Below are 19222 nucleotides of genomic sequence, written 5' to 3'. Positions count from 1 at the left end.
GCCGCCCTTTGGTCGCTTCGCCCACAACGTGGGAAAGCGAAACGCCCTTGACGTTGACCTGGCCCTGGCCCTGGCCCTGGCCGTTAAACGTTAAACGTTAAACGTTAAACGTCAACCTGACCGTTAACGTCGCGCAGCACTCACCGCATCATGCAAATTCAACCGCTGCCAGAAGCTCTGCTCGCCATTGCCGGAAAGCGGGTAGCCCCCAGCAAGCGCAGTCTTTACCATCAGCTGTCGGCGTTGAGCCGCACTCAGGTTCGGTAATGCCGCTTCCAGCAACACTTCCGCCCCTTCCGGCACCACCAGCGGTGCAGGCTTCGCGTTCACTACCGGCAGGTTGTAAGTCAGGGTGAAACGATAGAAAGCCTGCATCGATTTTGCCGCATACGGGTCCGTTTTCGCAGGCACCAACGCACAGGCTTTCAGCGACATACCGCACTCTTTTTCCAGCGCGCTACGCAGCTGCTGCTTCGCCTCATCAAACCGTTTACGGTAAGCCGGATCGTTCAGGTAGTGCGCCACATTGCGCTGCGCCACCATACGCGAACCCATCACATCCAGCGGATAATGCACGCCAAGCACGATGCGTGAGTAACCATAACGCGCACCGCGATCCACCAGCGGCACAAAACGCTCCGGCAGCATCTGCGCCATCAGCAGCGCATCGGTATACCCGGCATTGGTGTGCCCGCTCGGGAAAGAGCCGCCGTCGGCGGTATACGGATGGTTATCGTTCACTACCGCATTGTCCGGCACCAGATGAATGCTGTTGGCCGGGATCAGGAACGGGCGCTTATAGTCGAAGTGTTTTTTCGCCTCGCTGGTGCTGACTTCACTGGCTTTGATCAGCGCAGCGGCTTTACTCAGCTCACCTTTGTTATAGGCACTGACAAAAGCCTGACCGAGACGAGGCCCCAGCGCATCCGCCAGGAAATAGAGATAGTTCTGCCCTTCGGCATCGATCAGCGCTTGCTGGCGCAGTGATGTGGTCGCATTAAGGTTGATGTTTTCGACCGTCGCCAGGTTCTGAGCCAGGATGCTCTCCGGCAACGTGCTGAATGCGCCCAGCAGCGCAATGCCCGCCTGCTGATTCGCTTTCTTATCAAAATCATAACCGCCGGACTTCAGCCACGCCGTATCCGTCAGCGGTTTACCCTGCTTCGCCCCCTCAAGCTGGCTGCGCTCAATCTTGTCGTGTTTGCCTTTGATCGCCGCAATCAGCGAGCGTTGTACCTGATTGTGCAACGCCAGATAATCAGCGCTGCCCTGCGCGTTGGTGGCGCTGTCAGCAATAGCGGCGGCCTCAGGGAGTTGCAGGGCTGCTTTAGCCTGAGAGAACTGGCTGACCAACAGTGCTGCGGTCAGTAACGTAAGACGAAAGCGCATAAACCCTCCTTTTATTAAATACTGGCAGCCAGGCTAGCGCCGTTGGATGACGGTTTTATGTCAATTCATATCCCGATACAGTTCTGAACACATTACTGATTAAACCTGCCACGGCAGCACGCCGCGATAACGTCGTGCCAGCCACGAGGCCAGCAGCATCAGCAGCACCACCAGCAGGATCATCAGGCAGCCAACGGCGGCGGCCAGCGTTGAGGAGCCGCCCTCATCGAGGAAGACAATCGTCGGTCCCAGGGTCTGCGTCGCGGAGGTCACCAGCAGAATCGATACCTGAATTTCGTTCAGCGCGGTCAGGAACACCAGGATCGCCCCGGCAATCGCCGAAGGCGCCACCAGCGGCAGCACAATGTCACGCATGCGCCGCAGAAAACCCGCGCCTGCCAGCTGTGCGGCTTCATCCAGCGAGCGCTCGATGCGCGCAAACCCGGCCAGCGTTGGCCGCAGTACCAGCGCCAGAAAATTAGAGAGATAGGCCGCGAGAATAATCCACACCGTGCCGTACAGACTGACATTCACCAGCGGCAGCGGTTTCAGGAAGAACAGCAGCGCGGCAATCCCGGTGACCACGCCGGGTAAGGCGTAAGCCAGCTCGCTGGAGAGATGCAGCACCCGCACCAGGCGGCTGCGACGCCAGCTAAGGAAACAGGCCATAAACAGCGCCATCACCGTGAGGATCGCCACCGCCAGCAGCGTCAGCCCGAGGCTGGTGAAAAAGGCATGACGCACCGCCGGGTAGTCAAACAGCGCATTACGGTAGTTCAGCAGCGTCAGCGATTGCAGGTTCAGCGCCTGACCAAAACCCTGCGTCAGCGAGGTGGTCAGCAGTGCCGAAAGCGGCAGCAGCAGGATCAGCACCATCAGCAACCAGACCGCGCACTCCACCGGCAAACGCCAGCGCCCGAGGGACTGCGTAAACGGCTGCGTGCTGCCGTTTACGCGCACATCGCGCCGTCCGCCCAGCAGGTTACTGATCAGCATCCCGCCGAGGGTGATCGCCGCCAGCAGCAGCGAGAGCACCGCCATATCGGGCAACGCGCCCGGTCCGGTGGTATTCAGCTGCTGATAAACCAGGGTGATCAACGTCGGCACCCGGCCAGGGATACCGAGCATCGCCTGAATACCAAAGTTGCCGGCCGCCGCCACAAACGACAGCGCCGCCCCGGCAAAGATCGCCGGGCGCGCCAGCGGCAGCACCACCGTCAGCAGGACGTGCAGCGGTGATGCACCGGTAATGCGCGCCGCCTCCACCAGTTCGGCGGGCAGGCGTTGCAGCCCGGCACGCACCGCCAGAAACACCAGCGGCGCATTGTGCAGGCCGAGCAGCAGAATAATGCCGCCCAGCGAATAGAGCGGCGGTGGCCCGCCACGGTCAAAGGGTAACCCGAGGGCCACCAGCGCCTGCATCACCACACTGGACGGTGACAGCGCCTGGACCCAGGCCAGCGCCGTGACCTGCGGGGGGATCATCAGCGGCAAAATAAACGCAAACACCCATGCCGCCTTCGCCCGCATATTGCTCAGGGCCACCAGCCAGGCGGCCAGCGTTCCCAGAACCAGCGCCAGCGCCGTCGAAGCCAGCGCAATCAGCAGCGTGTTACCTGTGGCACGCAGCACGCGCGGGGTGGCCAGTAGCTCAAACAGACGCTGACTGTCCGGCACACCCTGCGGTGCCACGGCGGCCCAGACCAGCCGCGCCAGCGGGGCCACCGACAGCAGGCCAATCATCAGCGCCAGCAGCCACAGCACCCAGTGCTCGCTGCCGGGCAGGCGAAACCTGCGCGGCCCCGGCAGGCTGCGCGTCAGAGAAGGCAACACGCTCATCCTTTAGCCACCAAAGATTTCAGTGAATTTATCCCGTATCTGCTTATCGTCGGCTACCGCTTTATCGGTATCCAGCGTCAGCAGTTTGATGCTGTCCATCGGCGCAAAGCCTTCCGGTGCCGCCACATTTTTGTCGATGGGTCGGTTACCCTGGGTGGCGACCAGCTGCTGGCCCTTTTCCGACAGCATAAAGCTGACGAAGGCTTTGGCGGCGGCCACGTTATGCGCCCCTTTCAGGATCGCCACCGGCTCGGTCACGTAGGACACACCCTCTTTCGGATACACCAGGTCAACCGGCGATCCCTGTTTCTTCGCGCGGATGATATCGGCATCGGTGATCACACCGTATTTCGCCATGCCGCTGGCGACCGCTTTCAGCGCCGGGCCGTTACCGCCTTCCGGCGTCACACCGTTTGCCGCCAGCTTCTGATAGAAATCCCAGCCGATGGTCGGCGTATTGATGACCGTATGCAGATGATAGAGCGCCGCACCGGAGTACAGCGGGCTTGGCACCGCGACCTGACCGCGATTCTCTGCCGCCGTCAGCGCCATCCAGCTGTCGACCGGTTTGGCCTTTTGGGTGTTATAGCCAATCACCGTGGCGATGATTTTGGTGCCAAACCAGGTCTTATCTTTGTCATAGAAATCAGGGCTGATATTGCTGACCGGCGCCTCCGGCCACGCCATCAGCTTGCCCTCTTTTTTCAATGCGCCGAGGTTAATCGCATCCGCCACCAGCAGCACGTCGGCTTTCACATCACCGCTCATCATTTCGGTACGCAGCACGTTCATCAGCTGCGTGGTGCCGTTACGTGTCCAGGAAACCTCGATGCCGGGGTTCGCCGCTTTAAAGGCATCAATAGTTTGCTGGGCAATTTCCGGTGCCTGCGAGGTATACACCACCAGTTTGCCATCGGCCGCCATCGCAGACAGTGAAGAGAAACCCACCAGCAGCGCCAGAATTTTTATCGTGCTACGCATATCCCTGAAGTCCTTTAAGTGATGGTAAGTGATGGAAAAATTAAGCAGGAATGACCCAGCCATCGATGATCGACAGCTTCAGGCGCTCGCCCGTCTGCCACAGTGGCTCATCCGTCAGCATCAGGGTCAGGCGGTTTTCCGGGTCAGCCTGCGGGGCGATCTCCAGCTGGCGGTAACCGCCACGGTAGATCACCCGCTGAATGGTGCCCCAGAAACCCGGTTGTTGTTCTTTTGCCAGACGTAAATCGGCCGCATGCAGGCAGATTTTCCCGGCAGGCAGCACGGCCTGTTGCGGGCTGGCACGCAGGGAGATGCGCTCTCCGTACAGCGTCACCGAGGCGTTGCCGCGTCCGTCCGGTTCGATATCGCTGACTGTGACCACGCGGCCATCGTCAATAAAACGCGCCACCATTTCACAGGCGGGCTGGCGGTAGAGGGTTTGCGGGCTGGCGAACTGCATCACCTGCCCGGCGTGCATCACCACAATGCGGTCGGCCAGCGCCATCGCTTCGTGCTGGTCGTGGGTGATATACAGCAGCGTGGCACCGGAGTGCTGGTGAAAGCGGGTGAACTCCTCTTCCATCGTGGCACGCAAATGCACGTCCAGATTGGCGAGGGGTTCATCGAGCAGCACCACCTGAGGGCGCGTCACCAGGCAGCGGGCCAGTGCCACACGCTGCCGCTGGCCGCCGGAGAGATCGGCGGGTTTGCGTTCGGCCATGCCCTCCAGACCGACCTGTAACAGCGCCGCCGCCACGCGCTGCTGGCGCAACTCGCGGGCCATCCCTTTGACTTTCAATCCATATTCCACATTTTCCGCCACCGACATATGTGGCCACAGCGCGTAATTCTGGAAGACAATGCTCAGATCGCGTTGTTCCGGCGGCAGATGCTGCCCCGGCGCGCTGTAACAACGTTCACCCACGCTGATCGTTCCCGCATCCGGGGTTTCAAAACCCGCCAACGTGCGCAGCAGCGTGGTCTTACCGCAGCCGGAAGGGCCGAGCACCGCAATAAATTCACCGTGCTCAATATGGAGTGACACATCGCGCAGCACTGGCTGTGAACCAAAGGATTTACACAGGTTGTCGATCAGGATCGCAGACATAAATGCAGCTCAGCTCCGTCAGTCACAGTAACGCGTTAAAACATACGCAACGCTTGTGACAGTGAGGTGACAGGAAGAAGCGCAAAGATTGTGTAAACAAATGGTCGCCACCCGGCCTAGAATAGGGAAATTCCCTCCTCCTTTTTCCTACCCGAGTACAGGCTGCTATGAACATTGATTCGGACATCACTTTTCGCAAACTGGAAATTTTCATCGCCTTTATGAACCGGGGTAATCTGGCGCGCACCGCTGATGCACTGGGTATCAGCAGCGTCAGCGTTCACCGGGCGCTGCACAGCCTGGAAGAGAGCGTGCGCTGCCCGCTGTTTATTCACAAAGGTCGTAGCCTGGTGCCGCTGCCTGCGGCACACACGCTGTGGGAGTACAGCCAGGAAGCGCTGGATATGATGTCGCGCGGCGTGGAAGAAGCGAGGAAAACGGCGGGCGTGGGCCAGGGGCATATGCGTCTGGGAACGCTCTACTCGCTGACGCTGGAAACCATTCCGCAGCTGATTATGGGAATGAAACTGCGCCGCCCCGACCTGGAACTGGAACTGACCATGGGTTCAAACCAGACGCTCACCACGCGCCTGTCAGAAGGCTCGCTAGATGCCGTTCTGATCGCCATTGCACCCAATGAGCTGGACTACAGCCGCTTCGAATGTCTGCCGTTGTTTGACGATGATATCTTCCTTGCCGCGCCTGCGTCCTCGGGGCTGGACACCCGTTTCCCGGCGGATCTTCGCGACTTTCGTCAGCAAAAGTTTGTCTCACTGGCCGAAGGTTTCGCCACCTGGCAGGGATTCCAGGAGGCGTTTAATATTGCCGGATACGCACCCAATATCGTCACCCGGGTGAATGATATTTTCTCGATGCTGAGTCTGGTGCAGGCGGGGGTAGGTTTTACGCTGCTGCCGGGAAGGATGAAGCGGGTGTATGAAAACTCCGTGCAGTTACTCAGGCTGGCCGAGCCGTATCAGATGCGCCAGAAGATCGCGATTGTCTTTGAGCGCAACCGCGAGCATGACCCGAATCTGCTGGCGCTGGTGGCTGAAGGCCGTATGTACAGCCGCCAGCGCGGCACAATGACGACTACGAAAGCGTAAGACGTTGTGCAAGGCGCTTCGCCAGCAGCTCGCCGCTCTGCTCCAGTGCGATCGCCTCCCCTGCGCTGCCGCAGAATGCTCTGCGTGTCAGCCCGGTCAGTACTGACCCCGGTGGCATCTCAATCACCAGCCCGACATCCCGCTCGCGGGCGGCTACCATCGCGTCATACCAGCGCACCGTACGCGACATATTTTTTGCCAGATCGTCGGCAATCTGCTCCGGCTGCCACAGCACGCGTGCCGTGCTGCCGCTGAGGTAAGCACAGCGCGGGCGCGCCAGTGATACCGACTGAAAGGCCGCCGCCAGTTTCAACGCCGGTTCGGCCAGCAGCGCACAGTGAGAAGGCACGCTGACCGCCAGCCGATGGACTTTCTGCGCCCCGGCGTGCTGTGCGCGGGCAGCGACGGCGCTCATCGCCGCGTCACTCCCGGCAATCACCAGCTGCTGCGGCGCATTGATGTTGGCCAGCCAGCAGTCGTTGCCCAGCAGCGGCGTCAGCTGTGATTCCTCCAGCCCGATAATGGCCGTCAGACCGTAGCCTTGCGGATAAGCTTCCTCCATCAGCGTTCCGCGCAGCGCGACCAGCCGTAGGGCATCCTCAAACGTCAGCGCCCCGGCCACTACCGCCGCCGGAAAAGCGCCAATCGACAGACCGCAGGCGATCTCCGGCGCAATGCCCTGGCGCTGGAGTTCACGCGCGTGCGCCACCCCGGCAATCAGCAGGCAGAGCTGTACCGCCCGGGTATGTTGCAGCGCGCTGGGCTGATCCAGCTGGCGAGCGTCCTCCGCCAGCACCGCACTGGCCTGATCCAGCAGCGCGTTACCATCAGGTAGCTGTTGCAACATGCCGGGGCGCTGTGGCCCCTGGCCGGGAAAAGAAAACAGTATTTTCATGGTATGGCACTCCACGGCTGCGTAGTGATGCGCGGGCCTGCATTGGTTTTCAACAGCACGCGCCCGTCACGCAACCATTCGCTTAAGGCAAAAGCGCCTTGTGGCACTTCCACCTGCGTATCCACACGGCAGGGAAGCTGGCTGACAAACTGCTGCCAGCGTTCCAGCTCCTGCTGCGCCACCGGTTCCGGGCAGCGGATCAGCAGGTCGAGATCGCTGTCGTTATGCAGCACCGGGACTTCCGTTGCCAGCGCATAACCCACGCTGCCGGTAATGCCCCACGGCCACCACCAGCGCTGCTGCGCCAGTTGAATAGCCGCCTGCACCGGCGGCTGGGAAACAAAGGGGGACGCCAGCAGCCGCCCGGTCACACTGAGTGCCTCCGGCGACAGCGTGCGCACCACCTGCTGCGGGGCCACCCAGCCTGCGGCACGCTGATCGCGCCGCAGGCCGCGCACCCCAACCGGAATACGCCCATGCTGATCCTGGTCGCGACGTACCACCAGCGGCAAGGCTCGCCGCCACTGGCTGGCAACCCAGTCGGGCAGATCGCCCTCAATGGCGTCAGCCGTGCGGATCCAGATCAAATCATGTGGCGTATGGGTCATCTTACATTCCGGCTGTCAGGGTGATAAATAGCGGTAACGTGATGATACACAATAGCGAACTGATCAGCAGTGTCGCTTCCGCATCCGGCGACTGCACGCCAAAACGGTTGCCGAAAACAACGCCGAAGAAACCAGCCGACAGTGCCACCATCAGGATCGCGGTGATCGCCACCTGCCCGCTGATGCCAAAGACCAGTACCAGTCCCCAGGCAATAAACGGCTGAATCAGCATGGTGGTGATACTCGACAGCACCACCACGCCGTTGATCTTCAGCTGACGCGCCGACAGGATCACCCCGGTCAGGAACAGTGCGCCCGCCGTGGCCGACAGTCCGAGCGGTTTGATCGCCGCCAGCACCAGCTCCGGCATTTTCACGCCCAGCCCGGATAACACCACGCCGAGCAGCGGTCCCAGGACAATCGGCTTGGTCACCGAACGCCACATCAGCACCGGCAACATGCCGATCCCGGCACTGCCCGCATTGCCCGCTGCACGCGCTTTTTCCCGCTCCAGCGTCAGCAAACAGAACGGCGTCATCAGCACGGAACCGCAGGCAATCGACACCGCCACCGACAGCGATGTGGATGGACCTTCTCCCAGCACGCTGCCGAGGATCGGCAGGCCCAGCGCGGCATAGTTTGGCAACGCCACGGTCAGCGTCAGTACCGCCGCATCCTGCGGTGACTTTTTAAACACCCGGGTACTGATAAAGTAGATCGCCGCATAGACAATCCACATCGCCAGCACCAGCACCAGAATCAGCGGTGACTGCTGGATAATCCCGGCCCACGGCGTCTGCACGGTGGCGCTGAACAGCGCCGCTGGCAGGGCAAAATCCATCACAAAAATATTCAGTAAAGAGACATTCTTATTGTCCACCATCCCGGCTTTACCGGCATAAAAGCCCAGCAGCATAATGATAAAGATGGGGGCCAGAGCATGAACGATCACGTAAGTCATAACATCACCTGTTAGTTGAAGTAAGCACAGGCGCGATGCGTATTATTATGTTCAGGCTGCCGGATATCTGTCAGAGATCCGGCAGCCTCGCAGGTTGTCTTAGCGATATAGAAACGGGTCTTACCAGAGCTGACGCATCCGTTCTCTGACGACGTGTGAACTGCGACGGTTCTCTGCTTTTAGTCGGCACTGCAATCCGGGTTCATGGCGCGCGGCGGTGATTGCCGCCGCCAGCGCCTGCTGCACCTGGGCCACGTCGGCGGCATCAGGGGCATCGGGCTGACGAATATCCAGCAGCGCTTCCAGCAATCCCAGGCTGTGGTAGTTTTTGATGTCGTAAGCCATCGGCGGGATGGTCTGCGCCAGTTTTTCCAGCGCCTCGACGCTGCGCAGCGTAATACGTGCCGCCGCCGCTTTGCCCATCGCGTGGATCAGCACGCCGCTGTCATTAAAGGCAATCAGCCGGTTGGCCTGGTAGCCGTGTGCCAGGAAAGCCCCGGACATCGCTTTGCCGACAATCAGCCCAATCACCACATGACCCGCCAGCCGCGCTTCCGCGTAAGCCCCGGCCGCAGCGGCCAGCGCCTGATGAATACCAAAAGCTTCTTCACGCCGACCGTAGGCCTGGCTGGCAACATCAATCACCGCGATAATCGGCCGCTTCTCGGCTTTTTGGGCATCCTGCGCCACGGTTTCACTGACCACTTTCGCCAGCGTCCAGCCCTCTAATAGCCCGACTTCGCCGTGTCTGGCGCGGGGATAGTGGTTAGCGGCATCCGGCACCACGGCAATAAAACGCACGTCGTCCCCGTTCACTTGCCCCTCAGCGACCTGCACCGATGGGCATAACCCCGGTAAACGGGCGGCCCCGGCGCTGAGCTGCTGCAACCAGATTTCACCGCGTCCTGTTGGCTGTTTCATTTGCGATCCTCCCCACTGAATAGCTGTGTAATCTTTTGTGCATCGGCCTGATGGCGGGTATCGAACTTCGCCAGACGTGGCAGATAATGCTGATAACGCTGTGACCGATGTTCCGCAGGCACCCCTTTTGCCAGGGCATGATGCATGGCGCGCTGTACCGCACACTGGCCGTCCGTGACAATGGTATCCACCAGGCCGCTGAGCGCGCGCACTTCTCCCCCGGTCATGCTCCAGATAAACGGTCTGTCGCGAGAGTCGTATTCATCGATGCCCGCTTCCTGTTCAATCACCTGCGGACCATTCAGCCCCAGCCGGGCCTCACGGGTCACAATCAGATAGCTGCACAGCCCGGCGGCGATCGACATCCCACCGAAGCAGCCCACCGTGCCCGCAATAATGCCGACCACCGGGGTGTAGCGCCGCAGGTCGACAATCGCGGCGTGAATATCCGCAATCGCCGCCAGGCCAAGGTTGGCTTCCTGGAGTCGTACGCCGCCGGTTTCCAGACAGAGCACCGCACGAGTGGCGATGCCATTACGGTTATCCTCAGCGGCCAGTTCCAGTGCGGCGGCCATCTTCGCCCCGGAGACTTCACCCATGCTGCCCCCCTGGAATGCCCCTTCAATGGCAATCACCACGGCGGGCTGGCCGTCAATGGTGCCTTTCGCCACCACCATGCCGTCATCAGACTGCGGCACCACGCCCTGCGCACCCAGCCACGGCGACATGATGCCGTCGAACGGGTCGAGCAGTTCGCGGAAGCTGCCGTCATCCAGCAGCAGGCGTGCGCGTTCACGCGCTTTTAGTTCGATAAAGCTGAGGTCGTTACGCATCGGCTACCTCCTCAAACACCTGTTCAATACGGATGCGGGCCACGCCGGGGGTGGCACCAAAATCATGAATGGTCATCTGCCCGGCGGGCAGCGCACTAAAGCTGCTGATACGCTCAAACAACGCCTGCCAGCGCGGGCTGCTGTTATCGACCGAGGTGGTGATTGCCACGCTCAGGACATCGCTGCTGTTCGCGATAAACAGCACTTCCATATCGCCGGAGCCGACAACGCCCGCCAGCGCCTTACCGCTGAGGTGGCCTGTCGCCGGAAAAGACAAGGTTATCTGTTGCATAAGATCCTCTTAAAATTAATTGCTCGTCTGCGGGCGGACCGAAACAGAAGGTCCGCCCCTACAACGGCCAGGTTGCCCGCATACCTCTGCGATAACGGGCGGACCGAAACAGAAGGTCCGCCCCTACAACGGCAAGCCCCGTGTGCCGTAGGGGTCGACCTTCTTTTTCGGTCGACCCGCCCGCTCTACAACGGCCGGATGTTGTCGAGAAAAATCGTGGCCGACAGCAGGTCGGCGGCTCCGCCGGGTGAAGCATTCAGCGCCAGCATCTCTGCATCCAGCCGCTGAAGAGCCTGCTGCCCGGCCGGTTGCTGCACCCCGCCTGCCGCCAGAACCGCACGCGCCCCTTGCTGCATCGCTTCCAGGCCCGGCATACCGGCACGTGACAGCACGCAGGTATCGCTGAGCGAGGTCATGATCGCCATCAGCGCATCCAGCCGGGCGGCGTTGCTGTCTGCACCCTGCTGGCGGCTTTGCCAGAGCTGCGGCAGTGCCAGATTCATCACATGGGGAAACCCCTGTTGCGCCTCTTCCCGCGCGCCCGGCAGGCGGTAACGTGAACTGGCGCGCTGACCGTTGCTGAACAGCTTCGGTGCAGCGTCATCCGGCAGTTGCGCCAGGCGCGCGGCCATACAGGTAATCTGCGCCGGGCTACCGCGCCCTCCGCACATCGCAGCGGCAGAGACCAGCAACCCCAGTGCCCAGATGGCACCGCGATGGGTATTCACCCCGCCCGTCACCTGCATCATCACCGCTTCGCCTTCACGCCCCAGCCTGCCTGCCAGCTGGCGCAGGGCGATATCCGCCGGGCGCTGCCAGCTCTGTCGCGCCATTTCGCGGAACATCGGCGTCAGGCTGTGAGCAGAACGCTCCATCAGCGCCAGCGACAGGTCGTGGTGCGCCCCGTTACCCCGGCGATCCACCAGTCCCGGCTTCGGCGTCAGGTTGGCTTCGATCACCAGGCAACGCGTTGCCAGCGCGGCCAGACGCTGGGCGTGGCGTTCCGCTGGGGTGGCTGCCAACTGCCGTTGCAGGCTCATTACCAGCTCCTGAATTTGGCCGGTGGCTGATATAACCCACCGGACCATTCGACCAGGTCAGACACGCTGCCTGCCGCCAGCAGGGAACGGGTGGCATCGGTACGGCGGATACCGAGATCTTCCGGGAAAGCCACTTTCCCTTCGCGCCGCAGCTGCTGCACCCGCTTCGCATCCACGCCCAGTCCGATATCGGTGATCCCGGCAACCGCCGCCACCATCGCCCGCCGTTCTTCCAGCGACCGCGCACGATAGAGGTAAGCAATCCCCTCCTCGGTCAGTACGTGGGTGACGTCATCGCCGTAGATCATCACCGGGGCCAGCGGCATGCCGGACTCTTTTGCCACATCGATCGCTTCCAGTTTTTCAACAAAGGTCGGTTTCGCGCCCGCCTGGAAGGTTTCCACCATCTGCACCACCAGCTTGCGGCCGCGTGCCATCGGGTCGGGTTCGTTGATCATCGCCAGCCAGGCTGGGGTAGCATGGCGGCGTCCGTGCGGGTCGTGGCCCATATTGGGCGCGCCGCCAAAGCCTGACAAACGGCCACGGGTCACAGTGGAGGAGTTCGCATCGCCGTCCACCTGTAAGGTGGAGCCGATAAACATATCAGCGGCATACTGGCCGGCCATCTGGCAGAAGGCGCGGTTAGAGCGCATGGAACCGTCGGCCCCGGTGAAGAACACGTCCGGGCGGGCCGCCACGTATTTTTCCATCCCCAGCTCACCACCGAAGCAGTGCACGCTTTCCACCCAGCCGCTTTCAATCGCCGGGATTAAGGTCGGGTGCGGATTCAGGGTCCAGTGACGACAAATTTTGCCTTTCAGGCCCAGCTGTTCACCGTAAGTAGGTAACAGAAGTTCGATGGCAGCAGTGTTAAACCCGATGCCGTGGTTGAGCGACTGCACTTTGTGCTCGGCGTAGATGCCTTTGATCGCCAGCATCGCCATCAGCACATGCTCTTGCTTGATCAGGCGCGGGTCGCGGGTGAACAGCGGTTCGATAAAGAAGGGTTTATCCGCCACCACCACAAAGTCGATCCACGAACCGGGAATATCCACGCGCGGCAGGCCACACTCGTCATCCACCAGCTCATTCACCTGAGCAATGACGATACCATCGTGGAATGCCGCCGCCTCGACCAGCGCCGGGGTATCTTCCGTACTGGCCCCGGTGTAGAGATTGCCTTTACGGTCGGCTTTAAAACCGGCAACCAGCGCCACGTTAGGGATCAGGTCCACATACAGCCGCGAATAGAGTTCGATGTAGGTGTGAATGGCGCCGATTTCCAGCAGGCCATCCTCCAGCAGCTGCGAGATGCGCAGGCTCTGGGTGCCGGAAAACGAGAAGTCGAGCTTGCGGGCAATGCCTTTTTCGAAGATATCGAGATGTTCGCTGCGGCCGACGCTCGGCATGATCATATGCAGATCGTGCAGTATTTTCGGGTTGACCTGTGCCAGCGAACGGGACAGGAAATCGGCCTGTTTCTGGTTGTTGCCCTCCATAACGACGCGGTCGCCTGGGACAATCAGTTTTTCCAGCATGGCGATCAGATCGTCGGTAGGCAGGACTTTGTGGGTCAGTCCGAGGCTGGCAATACGGCGCTGTTTTTCACGGCGGCGCGTATCCCAGATACGGGGGGATGGTTGGGTAAGCATGATGTAACCTCCTGTGAGCGCATCCTGTCAGGGATGCTTCAGTCTGGTTACCGAGTCTGCACGCCGGGGCGCAGCCAAACAATTACGCCAGGTGCTATAACCATTACCCCAGGCGTAACGGTTTTGGGAAAAACGAGTAAAATCAGTGCAGTAATAAATCTTAATCGGGATCGCGGTCACACAGGCACCGCGCTAAATGCACAAAAGCGGCAGATAATGGCTGATGCTGGAGTGCGACGGGAAGCAGATCAAAGTCTTACGCCTTGCTTGACGATGGATTGTTTGAAAAACACCCTTAAATTGACGATTCCACAAAAACTAATTATGATAACCGTCAAATGGAGGTGCCTAATGATTAAACACACCACAGCAGAAAGAGAAATCAACACTTCAGCTAAGCTGAATGAGTCCCAGTTGAACCTTATGAAAAGGATTAACAACCTCGCTATTTCGCTGATGCCTGAATTTGAAGACAAAAGCCAGGCAATAAATGCCATCACGCTGGATGACGCCTCGCTGATGCAATTGCTCTATACCGTCCAGCTAGAGCAAAAGACCCGCGTAACAGAATACGAACTACGTAAAGTTCGCCGTCGTCGCGAAAATCTGGAAAGATTTTATCGTGAGCTTCATGAATTGGGCGGTACGCTAAAGGTGAACGACGTGGCCGATATCCTTGGCATTACCCGCCAGGCGATCAATATTCGCGTTAAGAAGAATAAGCTTTTAGCATTCAAGCAGAACGGTGATTTTATTTTCCCAAAATTTCAGTTCACTGATAATGGGCTGATAACCGGTTTCGAAGACGTTATGGCGGCATTCGAAGAGGATACTCATCCAATGTTACGGTTGGGTGTGCTGAAATCTCCGATAGCGGTTAATAATGAAGGCCTGCAAAAGACGCCGATTCAAATCATGCAGGACGGTGCTAAAAATAGTGAACTTAGTCTGGCTATCCGTGCCGCTAAACAGTTCGGCAATCATGTAGCCAGTTAACTGGTTTTAAAAGGGGGCCAGCCCGCCCCTCTTTGGTTTACATTGGTTCTGGCGTAATTTCGAATCCAAGCAATTCTTCGAACATCTCTTCACCTGACATCATTCCTTTATGCCACCGCTTAGGGAACATGCCTTTATCAGTTTCGACGTAACTGGCATAGGGCACCATCCCGTGAGGGGTATCGGTAAAGGCTGGTGTACTACCCGGTCGTTCCCAAAAGGCATAACAACGCTTATAGCGTTTATGTCTTGAGGTATAGGCAATCCCGCCATAGTCACGTCCGAAATGCGTATAAAGATATTCCATTAGCCATTGAGTAAAGGTGTAATCCTCGTTCTCTAAGCTATCCAAAGGGATATGTAACAACTCACAGAGTGCTACAACATCAATTACTTTCACCGTCCTCATGACATCCACAGAACACATATAGTGTTGTGAAAGTACCGATTCAGGATAAGATTTCGTTCCTTTGAGATGGAACAAACGCCCGTATGCTTCCGCCGCCGCCGTTAACGCAGAGTCAGAGGCATACATACCATACCGCCACACTTCCCCCGGGAGGGTTGTATCGCCCACAGTCGTTTTTCTCAATTGGCGCGCTGAAGTTGATTGCGCTTTCATACAACTTCCTTTGATGACGCATCAAAAGACCTGGGCCTTGTTGAAGGTCAATCGCCAGAATACGTCCAGATTTTTGTTGTGCAATAATCCCTGCCGTGCTTGCCCGGCAGGGTTCGCAGATTTCATTATTTTCATACTAACATCCCTTTAGCGTTGAACATGAAAACTGCGCCATCCCTGGCGCAGTGGTTTATTTAACATATAGGATCGTTACCTAATCCATAAGTGCAGGCATAAGGATCTGTCCATTTGTTGTCTTTATGGAAGAAGACGGCTGATTTCCCATTCTCAAAAACAACAATCCCTAAACCGCTAGATTGTACTGTCCATCGACCTGAAGAACCGTCTTTAAATATGACGCTACCTATCGCCAGACACGGTGAGTAATATTCATGAAGTAGATCTCCACTTTCTTCCGATTCTTTAGAAAGATTGAAATATCGGGTCATCTGTTTTTTTGTCGGCCTGAAGACCTTACAGGCTCTTTCTTCATACTTATCATTCCGTTGGTCAGAGTACAGCCCGATACCTTTAACCTCGAGGTGGCTGACAACTCTTGCCTGCGCATGAACTGAAACGACAATGAAAATGCAGAAAATAGCCGTGAAGATACTTGTCATTTTTACCATTTCGCTGTGCTGGCCTCAGTTGAGTTTTTCCTACCAATATCCGGATGGCGATGTATTTCATTCATTGAGACTTTTAGCGTACTGACAAGCTCTTTAACTAACCAATTCAAAGAATCGTTCTGCTGCTCATTGACCTCTTCATAAACGAATTCTGTTTTCCCAGTTTTAGGATTTTCTACTCTTTCCGCCTTGCCCACAATTTCTATCCCAATACTATCGACATTACTGGGGAATCGATCAGGGTAATTTTTTACTTTTTCAATCTGATGCACCTTATCGTAATTTCTCCATGACTTTTCCAGATCGGCCACTTTTTGGAGATCAGCAGGTTCGCACTTTTTCGTCAAATAACAACGGGATTGTAGCCTCCCCACATGCCAGGTAACTTTAAACAACGAGGCGGTCTGATAGATGGTGCCATCTCTATCAATCAGAAAGTGAGCGCCAGTTGCGCCTTTGTTTTGATAGCTATGAAAGGTGCTGCTGGCTGTCGACGCATTGGTCTGATGCACGACAATGCCATTCACCGCATCCATTTTTTCATGTTCGATATTACTGAATATTTTGATTTTAATGCGGTCGGCATAAATATGACCATTTTCATTAACGTATAGCATTGGTTCCCTCCCTTGAGGCGATTTAGATCACCGTATTGGCTTTGATGTCGTACCCCATTGAAACGGTTCCTGCCGTTTTCCCCTCGGCATTTTGCAGCACGTAATCCATCTTCACCCGCGAGAACGCGATGGCCACCTTTTCGAGTGGTGCGGGCATGTTGTCGTAGCAGATAAGCGCCACCCGGGTAATGATGACCTCTTGCAGGGTGATGATCTGATATTCCAGCGGCGATCCACCCGCTTTACGCACGGTCAGCACCGCTTCGGGGATCGGTTTACCGCTAAGGGAATACTGAAGAAGATTGGGGCTGGATTTATCAATAAAGTGATCGAAGTAAAGGTCGCCGACGGTGGATTTCCCCGCGCCACCGCCGCTTCCTGAGTGCATATTGGAAGGCTGGCGGGCAGCCCACGTCCAGCGCAGAACGTCAATTTCGCCTTTATGTGCAAAATCCTGGGACTCGCCCTCAATACCGGTAAATCTGATGAAAATATCCTGAGCCATGTCTCTTCCTTGTTGATGAATAAAATCATAAAACGGATGGCTGTTTATTTAAATGGAACCTGTTAGTGGATTGATTAATATATTTAATCTATTGCGGAAAGGTGAAAGGTAAATCCAATGGCGGTGAATAATAAATAGTAAAAAAATGATTTTGCATTTATCACCGACGCGGGTTTAACACGCACAGCGAGCACTCTCTTGCGGGGATGGGGCCAGTTTGAGCTAAGCCGGACGTCACGCGCCAGGACGGCGCGTGCCGAGGCCCGGGATGCGGACTTTGCCGATCCGGCGTGCTCAAACTGGCCCCGAACCTTTACTGGCACGGCCAGCCAATACAATGCATCCCTTCATTCTGAAATCAGGTGCTGAACTCACCCGAATCAGTCGGCCAGAGGCTCTGCCACCGGTGGCGCATGATGCACCGCAATATAACGCTGAAAACGGCTCTCTTTCAGCTTCGTCAGATCCACCAGCACCAGCCCGTCAATACAGTGATTGAAGTCCGGGTCGCTGCCGAAGTCGATAAACTGTACCCCACCCGTTTCACACAGCTCGGAATACTGTTTGTAGAGCGGCGGAATCCCCGTCCCCAGGTTGCTTAGCAAACGTTTCAGACGCTTGAGATCGTCGCTGTAGTTATCGCCGCTGAACTGGGCCAGCACATCGGGCAGCGAGGCCGGATACGGACGGCGTGAGGTCGCCAGCGGCAGGTCCGGGGCAAAGTACAGGCGATAGAATGCCACCAGCAGATCGCGTGCCGCCAGCGGCAGACCGCCTGAGATAGACACCGGGCCAAACAGATAACGGTACTGCGGGTATTTCGCCAGATACGCGCCAATGCCCATCCACAGATAATCGAGGCCACGTTTGCCCCAGTAAGCAGGCTGGATAAAACTGCGCCCCAGCTCAATGCCCTGCATCAGCACCGGGTTCATCTGGTGGTCGTAATGGAACAGGCTGTGGCTGTAGATCCCTTCAAAACCTTTACGTTCGAACTGTTCGGCGGTGGGAATAAAGCGGTAAGCACCGACGATATCCAGCGCCTCTTCATCCCATAAAATCAGGTGATAATAGTCGTCGTCGTAATCATCAAGATCGCGCCGCGTCCCGCTGCCCTCGCCCACCGCACGGAAGGCGATTTCACGCAGCCTGCCCAGCTCACGCAGGATCGGTACATAGTCTTCGCCCTGGCGGCGATACAGGTAAATCATCTTACCGTCGGGCAGTTGCCCCAGCACTTCGCACCCGGCCAGCGCCCGCTTCAATACGGCACGATCTTCTGCCCGCGCAATGGCGGCTTCCGTCTGGAACAGCTCGGATTTACCCAGGCCGATACGGTAGAGATGACGACGGAAACGCGCCGCCAGCTCTTTCGCCGGAGTGTGCCCATCGTGCCAGCTGGCGTAAGGGATGCGCTTGCCGATTTTCAGTTTCAGCCGCACGCCGCGATTGCCGAACATTTCACGCACCAGCAGCAGCATCGACAGCGGCTGGTAGATTTTTGAGGTGAGATAGAACAGTGCGCTGTTGCGGCCGCTGACGTGGATCGGCACCACCGGCGCTCGGAATCGGGCGGCCAGACGCAGGAAGCCGTGGCTCCATTTGCCATCTTTCACGCCCTTGCTGCCGAAGCGGGAGACTTCCCCCGCCGGGAAGAAGATCAGCACGCCCTGGTTTTCCAACTGCTCCTGCATCTGCCCAACCTGCTGGCGGCTGGTGCGGTTGCCCATGTTATCCACCAGCACCATCAGGCTGCTCAGCGAAGAGAGGCAGTTCAGCAGGCGGTTGGTGACAATTTTCACATCGCGTCGCACCTGAGAGACGGCATGCAGCAGCGCCAGACCATCCAGCGTTCCCAGCGGATGGTTGGCGACAATCACCACCGGTCCTCTGCTGGGGATCTGCTCCAGATCGCGTTCGCTGAGTTCACAGCTGACATCCAGGTACTCCAGCACCTGCTCCACCATATCCAGCCCTTTCAGGTGGCGGTTGCGCTGGTTGAACTGCTGGAACTCTTTTTCATGGAGCAGGCGGCGCAGCACGCTTTTCTGCCAGGAGGGTGTGTCATGTCCGGGACTGAGATCGTCTAATACGCTTTCAACTGTAAACACGGGTTAGCCTCCAGGTGTTTTATCGGCACACTAACCAGCCCGGATGACATTTTCATGTCAGGCAAATGACAGGTGAAATACCCGATGGATTTGTGCCGCGGCACTGAGGAGGATACG

General features: G+C 57.8%; 19 protein-coding genes. 2 read left to right on the top strand and 17 right to left on the bottom strand.

The annotated features are described in order from the left end of the window. Positions 1-123 precede the first annotated feature (123 nt). The 4 genes from ACFL9S_RS17935 to ACFL9S_RS17920 all read right to left on the bottom strand — a co-directional run bounded on the left by ACFL9S_RS17935 (position 124) and on the right by ACFL9S_RS17920 (position 5317). The gene (locus tag ACFL9S_RS17935) at positions 124-1389 is read right to left on the bottom strand and encodes an acid phosphatase (RefSeq protein ID WP_405263225.1); all 1266 of its coding nucleotides are present in this window, start codon (positions 1387-1389) and stop codon (positions 124-126) included. A 99-nt stretch (positions 1390-1488) separates the two neighbouring features. Beyond that, complete coding sequence (locus ACFL9S_RS17930) at positions 1489-3228, bottom strand: ABC transporter permease (protein WP_405263224.1); 1740 nt, start codon at positions 3226-3228, stop codon at positions 1489-1491. A 3-nt stretch (positions 3229-3231) separates the two neighbouring features. Next, positions 3232-4209 (bottom strand): ABC transporter substrate-binding protein, encoded by a 978-nt coding sequence (locus ACFL9S_RS17925; RefSeq protein WP_405263223.1) that lies wholly within the window; start codon positions 4207-4209, stop codon positions 3232-3234. Between the two features lie 40 nt (positions 4210-4249). Beyond that, positions 4250-5317 carry an ABC transporter ATP-binding protein gene (locus ACFL9S_RS17920; RefSeq protein WP_405263222.1) on the bottom strand — a complete coding sequence of 356 codons (1068 nt, stop codon included), beginning with the start codon at positions 5315-5317 and terminating at the stop codon, positions 4250-4252. A gap of 167 nt (positions 5318-5484) precedes the next feature. Between ACFL9S_RS17920 and ACFL9S_RS17915 the strand changes: the two genes are divergently transcribed. Then, on the top strand, positions 5485-6423 hold the full coding sequence (locus ACFL9S_RS17915) for a LysR family transcriptional regulator (RefSeq protein WP_405263221.1): 939 nt from the start codon (positions 5485-5487) through the stop codon (positions 6421-6423). On the opposite strand, the gene mdcH is transcribed toward ACFL9S_RS17915, so the two are convergent. The 8 genes from mdcH to mdcA form a co-directional block, all read right to left on the bottom strand. Then, positions 6410-7318: a malonate decarboxylase subunit epsilon gene (mdcH, locus tag ACFL9S_RS17910; RefSeq protein WP_405263220.1), complete on the bottom strand. Its 909-nt coding sequence runs from the start codon at positions 7316-7318 to the stop codon at positions 6410-6412. The genes ACFL9S_RS17915 and mdcH overlap by 14 nt on opposite strands. Then, positions 7315-7926, bottom strand: coding sequence for a malonate decarboxylase holo-ACP synthase (locus ACFL9S_RS17905; RefSeq protein WP_405263219.1), 612 nt, complete (start codon positions 7924-7926; stop codon positions 7315-7317). Before ACFL9S_RS17905 ends, mdcH begins: the two co-directional genes overlap by 4 nt. A gap of 1 nt (position 7927) precedes the next feature. Then, positions 7928-8887, bottom strand: a complete 960-nt coding sequence (locus tag ACFL9S_RS17900) for an AEC family transporter (RefSeq protein ID WP_405263218.1) — start codon at positions 8885-8887, stop codon at positions 7928-7930. 120 nt (positions 8888-9007) lie between these two features. Continuing rightward, positions 9008-9808, bottom strand: a complete 801-nt coding sequence (gene mdcE / locus ACFL9S_RS17895; RefSeq protein WP_405263217.1) for a biotin-independent malonate decarboxylase subunit gamma — start codon at positions 9806-9808, stop codon at positions 9008-9010. After that, positions 9805-10641, bottom strand: a complete 837-nt coding sequence (locus tag ACFL9S_RS17890) for a biotin-independent malonate decarboxylase subunit beta (protein WP_405263216.1) — start codon at positions 10639-10641, stop codon at positions 9805-9807. The genes mdcE and ACFL9S_RS17890 overlap by 4 nt, the downstream gene beginning before the upstream one ends. Further along, a complete protein-coding gene (gene mdcC / locus ACFL9S_RS17885) occupies positions 10634-10933 on the bottom strand; it encodes a malonate decarboxylase acyl carrier protein (RefSeq protein ID WP_405263215.1) in 300 nt (99 codons plus the stop codon). The genes ACFL9S_RS17890 and mdcC overlap by 8 nt, the downstream gene beginning before the upstream one ends. 185 nt (positions 10934-11118) lie before the next feature. Beyond that, entirely contained in the window at positions 11119-11973 is an 855-nt protein-coding gene (locus ACFL9S_RS17880; protein ID WP_405263214.1) for a triphosphoribosyl-dephospho-CoA synthase, read from the bottom strand. Further along, positions 11973-13625, bottom strand: a complete 1653-nt coding sequence (mdcA, locus tag ACFL9S_RS17875; RefSeq protein WP_405263213.1) for a malonate decarboxylase subunit alpha — start codon at positions 13623-13625, stop codon at positions 11973-11975. Before mdcA ends, ACFL9S_RS17880 begins: the two co-directional genes overlap by 1 nt. On the opposite strand from mdcA, the gene ACFL9S_RS17870 reads away from it, so the two are divergent. After that, on the top strand, positions 13614-14621 hold the full coding sequence (locus tag ACFL9S_RS17870; protein WP_405263212.1) for a hypothetical protein: 1008 nt from the start codon (positions 13614-13616) through the stop codon (positions 14619-14621). The genes mdcA and ACFL9S_RS17870 overlap by 12 nt on opposite strands. A 37-nt stretch (positions 14622-14658) precedes the next feature. On the opposite strand, the gene ACFL9S_RS17865 is transcribed toward ACFL9S_RS17870, so the two are convergent. The 5 genes from ACFL9S_RS17865 to ACFL9S_RS17845 all read right to left on the bottom strand — a co-directional run bounded on the left by ACFL9S_RS17865 (position 14659) and on the right by ACFL9S_RS17845 (position 19105). Further along, complete coding sequence (locus ACFL9S_RS17865) at positions 14659-15243, bottom strand: RES domain-containing protein (RefSeq protein ID WP_405263211.1); 585 nt, start codon at positions 15241-15243, stop codon at positions 14659-14661. A 194-nt stretch (positions 15244-15437) separates the two neighbouring features. Then, entirely contained in the window at positions 15438-15863 is a 426-nt protein-coding gene (locus ACFL9S_RS17860; RefSeq protein WP_405263210.1) for a hypothetical protein, read from the bottom strand. A gap of 2 nt (positions 15864-15865) precedes the next feature. Continuing rightward, the gene (locus tag ACFL9S_RS17855; RefSeq protein ID WP_405263209.1) at positions 15866-16489 is read right to left on the bottom strand and encodes an N-acetylmuramoyl-L-alanine amidase; all 624 of its coding nucleotides are present in this window, start codon (positions 16487-16489) and stop codon (positions 15866-15868) included. Between the two features lie 22 nt (positions 16490-16511). After that, positions 16512-16994: a type VI secretion system tube protein Hcp gene (locus ACFL9S_RS17850; protein WP_133843761.1), complete on the bottom strand. Its 483-nt coding sequence runs from the start codon at positions 16992-16994 to the stop codon at positions 16512-16514. Positions 16995-17374: 380 nt separating this feature from the next. Continuing rightward, positions 17375-19105: a lysophospholipid acyltransferase family protein gene (locus ACFL9S_RS17845; RefSeq protein WP_405263208.1), complete on the bottom strand. Its 1731-nt coding sequence runs from the start codon at positions 19103-19105 to the stop codon at positions 17375-17377. Between the last annotated feature and the right edge of the window lie 117 nt (positions 19106-19222).

This window comes from Erwinia sp. AnSW2-5 (assembly GCF_045107195.1).
Classification (GTDB): domain Bacteria; phylum Pseudomonadota; class Gammaproteobacteria; order Enterobacterales; family Enterobacteriaceae; genus Erwinia.
The sequence above is the reverse complement of the archived record's forward strand: the minus strand, read 5'-3'. Positions and strand labels throughout refer to the sequence as shown.

Excerpts from the sequence above, each read along its gene's own strand:
- mdcA (WP_405263213.1), bottom strand. The coding sequence starts at position 13,625 with ATGCTTACCCAACCATCCCCCCGTATCTGGGATACGCGCCGCCGTGAA.
- mdcE (WP_405263217.1), bottom strand. The coding sequence starts at position 9,808 with ATGAAACAGCCAACAGGACGCGGTGAAATCTGGTTGCAGCAGCTCAGC.
- ACFL9S_RS17900 (WP_405263218.1), bottom strand. The coding sequence starts at position 8,887 with ATGACTTACGTGATCGTTCATGCTCTGGCCCCCATCTTTATCATTATG.
- ACFL9S_RS17880 (WP_405263214.1), bottom strand. The coding sequence starts at position 11,973 with ATGAGCCTGCAACGGCAGTTGGCAGCCACCCCAGCGGAACGCCACGCC.
- ACFL9S_RS17890 (WP_405263216.1), bottom strand. The coding sequence starts at position 10,641 with ATGCGTAACGACCTCAGCTTTATCGAACTAAAAGCGCGTGAACGCGCA.
- ACFL9S_RS17905 (WP_405263219.1), bottom strand. The coding sequence starts at position 7,926 with ATGACCCATACGCCACATGATTTGATCTGGATCCGCACGGCTGACGCC.
- mdcC (WP_405263215.1), bottom strand. The coding sequence starts at position 10,933 with ATGCAACAGATAACCTTGTCTTTTCCGGCGACAGGCCACCTCAGCGGT.
- ACFL9S_RS17915 (WP_405263221.1), top strand. The coding sequence starts at position 5,485 with ATGAACATTGATTCGGACATCACTTTTCGCAAACTGGAAATTTTCATC.
- mdcH (WP_405263220.1), bottom strand. The coding sequence starts at position 7,318 with ATGAAAATACTGTTTTCTTTTCCCGGCCAGGGGCCACAGCGCCCCGGC.
- ACFL9S_RS17935 (WP_405263225.1), bottom strand. The coding sequence starts at position 1,389 with ATGCGCTTTCGTCTTACGTTACTGACCGCAGCACTGTTGGTCAGCCAG.
- ACFL9S_RS17855 (WP_405263209.1), bottom strand. The coding sequence starts at position 16,489 with ATGCTATACGTTAATGAAAATGGTCATATTTATGCCGACCGCATTAAA.
- ACFL9S_RS17920 (WP_405263222.1), bottom strand. The coding sequence starts at position 5,317 with ATGTCTGCGATCCTGATCGACAACCTGTGTAAATCCTTTGGTTCACAG.
- ACFL9S_RS17930 (WP_405263224.1), bottom strand. The coding sequence starts at position 3,228 with ATGAGCGTGTTGCCTTCTCTGACGCGCAGCCTGCCGGGGCCGCGCAGG.
- ACFL9S_RS17860 (WP_405263210.1), bottom strand. The coding sequence starts at position 15,863 with ATGACAAGTATCTTCACGGCTATTTTCTGCATTTTCATTGTCGTTTCA.
- ACFL9S_RS17925 (WP_405263223.1), bottom strand. The coding sequence starts at position 4,209 with ATGCGTAGCACGATAAAAATTCTGGCGCTGCTGGTGGGTTTCTCTTCA.
- ACFL9S_RS17850 (WP_133843761.1), bottom strand. The coding sequence starts at position 16,994 with ATGGCTCAGGATATTTTCATCAGATTTACCGGTATTGAGGGCGAGTCC.
- ACFL9S_RS17865 (WP_405263211.1), bottom strand. The coding sequence starts at position 15,243 with ATGAAAGCGCAATCAACTTCAGCGCGCCAATTGAGAAAAACGACTGTG.